The organism is Acetobacterium bakii, from assembly GCF_001263355.1.
GTDB lineage: Bacteria > Bacillota > Clostridia > Eubacteriales > Eubacteriaceae > Acetobacterium > Acetobacterium bakii.
On the sequence record NZ_LGYO01000043.1, the window covers coordinates 1 to 2,410 of the forward strand.

4 protein-coding genes are annotated in these 2,410 nt (G+C 43.9%); 3 read left to right on the forward strand and 1 reads right to left on the reverse strand.

Annotated elements, in window-relative coordinates; all coding sequences use genetic code 11:
- The 3 genes from AKG39_RS20125 to AKG39_RS15520 all read left to right on the forward strand — a co-directional run.
- Positions 1-699, forward strand: a 699-nt coding sequence (locus AKG39_RS20125) for a Mu transposase domain-containing protein (protein WP_160316204.1), incomplete at its 5' end; no start/stop codon positions are given.
- Positions 665-1,435 carry an IS21-like element helper ATPase IstB gene (istB, locus tag AKG39_RS15515; RefSeq protein WP_050741323.1) on the forward strand — a complete coding sequence of 257 codons (771 nt, stop codon included), beginning with the start codon at positions 665-667 and terminating at the stop codon, positions 1,433-1,435. The genes AKG39_RS20125 and istB, both read left to right, overlap by 35 nt.
- The gene (locus AKG39_RS15520) at positions 1,432-1,785 is read left to right on the forward strand and encodes a hypothetical protein (protein ID WP_050741324.1); all 354 of its coding nucleotides are present in this window, start codon (positions 1,432-1,434) and stop codon (positions 1,783-1,785) included. Before istB ends, AKG39_RS15520 begins: the two co-directional genes overlap by 4 nt.
- Before the next feature lie 191 nt (positions 1,786-1,976).
- Here the strand turns inward: AKG39_RS15520 and AKG39_RS15525 are convergent, their stop codons facing one another.
- Entirely contained in the window at positions 1,977-2,213 is a 237-nt protein-coding gene (locus AKG39_RS15525) for a 4Fe-4S binding protein (protein WP_050741325.1), read from the reverse strand.
- Between the last annotated feature and the right edge of the window lie 197 nt (positions 2,214-2,410).

Sequence of the window (2,410 nt, forward strand, 5' to 3'; positions counted from 1 at the left end):
TTTAATCAATCGTTGTTCCAGCTGTGTGAGGAAGATGGCAACCGCCTTCATTATAAGAAGAAGCTTTCCATTAATGAGCTTTTCAGGGAGGAGCAAACGCATCTGTTGGTTCTGCCGCCCCTGGAATACCAGATCTTCCGCTATGAAACAGTGCGGGTAAATAATTACGGCTATATTGCGGTTGATAAAAATAAATATGGCGTTTCACCCGAATTAATTAATCAGCGGGTTCAGGCAAAGATCTTTTATGACAAAATTGAAATCTACTATGAACATGCCCTGCTGAAGGCCTATCCCAGAAGTTATCTGCGCGGTGAAGAAGTCAATGACTGGAAATTGTACGTTGCACTTCTTTGTAAAAAGCCCGGAGCTGTGGAGCATACCCGCTTTTTCGAACAAATGCCCTCCCTGTGGCAGGCGCATCTTAAATCTCTGGAAGGGGCACAACGGAAATCGGCCCTCCTACTGCTGATGGAAATTGTTAGCGATGATCATACCGCGCTGTGTGACAATGTCATTGCAATGGCTCAGGGGTGCGGTAAAACCGATAGTGAAACACTCCGGCAGTGTTACTATAACCTGGCTAAAAAACCGCACCGGCCGGATCCACTGGAATTGACTATACTGGTACCGGAAATAAATTATAATCCCGATCTCTCGGCCTATGACAGTCTCACCGGGGGTGAATCCCTTGCATAATCAGATTGAAGGTTATATGAAACAACTCAGACTCGGCTCTTTAGCAAAAGAATGGCAGAGTATCGACTTCAAAACCAGGGAGCAGTACTTAGCCGATCTCCTTCTGCTTGAACTCAGGGAGCGCGAAGTCAACCGCATCAACCGCCTTGTCAAAGGAGCTGCCTTTCCGGTGATAAAATCTTTAGCCGACTTCAAATGGACGGGACAGATTGAGATTTATGATCAGGATGTTTCAAAGGAATCCTTAGAGTGTCTGGATTTTATCAATGATCGGGAAAACCTCATATTTATGGGGGCTGTGGGGACTGGAAAATCCCATTTAGCATCAGCGCTGGCACTCAAGGCCTGTCAAAATGGCCACCAAGTCAGGTTCTATACCGCCGCACGCTTAGCAAATATTCTGTATGAAAAGAACAAAAAAGGTCAGTTTGAATCATTCATCAAGTCACTGCAGAAGCTGGGACTTCTGGTCATTGATGAAATCGGTTTTGTTCCCCTGCATATGGAAGCAGCTGAATTATTATATCAGGTCATTGCCGATTGCTATGAGCGTCGAAGCGTCATTGTGACAACCAACCTGGAGTTTAGCCACTGGAATACCGTTTTTATTGGTAAGAAGGTCACCGCCGCAATTATTGACCGACTGGTCCATCATTCCCATATTCTGATTTTCAGCGGTGAAAGCTATCGCCTGGCACAATCCATGAAGCGTGCCGGGAAAAAGGTGACCGAATGATATTAACAAAGGCTTACCTGAAAAAACTGCAGCAGCGCTATCAGTTTGAAATCGATGCACCCTTGACCAGGTATCTTTTGGCAGAATATGAGGTTGAACCTTTTCCTAATGAATACTCAGAACAGGACCTGCATGAGCAAATACGCAAGCTTGTCAATCAATACCAGCAGGGGTCCCTGGATATTCAACTAAAATCCCCCCAACAACGACTCCAAGAAAGATACGAAACACTGCAAGAATGCCATCTTATTCTGTTGGGTGAAAATGCGGCTCGTAGCGAAGAAATAGGTCGTCTCAAAAAAATATTAGCTCAAAACGGTTTGATGGAAGCGAACGAGCCCTTTTTATAGGTTTTATTTCCTTCTGTTAAAAAAACAATGAAAGGTTCCTGGCAAAAAGTATTCAAAAGTTGTGCAGGTGGTACTCTGATAAAAAAGAGATTGGACGACCATCTGCTAATGAATAAAATTGTGTTGGCAAGTGCACAACTTTTCGAGACCCAACGCTAAACTTTTCGATTGACAAACACAAGTTTATTGAATTATTCTAATACAAGGGCCTGCATGGGACAGAATGTTACACATTTGCCGCATTTGATACACTTATCCATGTCAACCGTGGGGGCTTCAAAGCCCTTTTGAGATAATGCGCCGACCGGACAAACTTTAACGGATGGGCAGGGATGATTTTGCGGGCAGCGGTTTGTTTTTACGATGAGTGCGGTATTCCCGGTATTTTGCCGATTGTTTTGTGTTAATTCTGAAAGACTAGTGTTCATAATAACGATTCTCCATTCTTGTGTGTTTTATTGATTGACCGTTTTCGGGAACGATAATGAGTATAAGTTTACTAAACCAATCGGGAATGATCAGTGATTAAATCACACGTCCCTTTATGCTTACTTAGATTAAAACGTAGAAATGTGCCCAGTGCCTGACACCAACAGAAATGTGCCCAGTGCCTGAGAAGCCTCCG

Bases quoted from the DNA above. Each gene is read 5' to 3' on its own strand.
- istB (WP_050741323.1), top strand. From the start codon at position 665: ATGACAGTCTCACCGGGGGTGAATCCCTTGCATAATCAGATTGAAGGT.
- AKG39_RS15520 (WP_050741324.1), top strand. From the start codon at position 1,432: ATGATATTAACAAAGGCTTACCTGAAAAAACTGCAGCAGCGCTATCAG.
- AKG39_RS15525 (WP_050741325.1), bottom strand. From the start codon at position 2,213: ATGAACACTAGTCTTTCAGAATTAACACAAAACAATCGGCAAAATACC.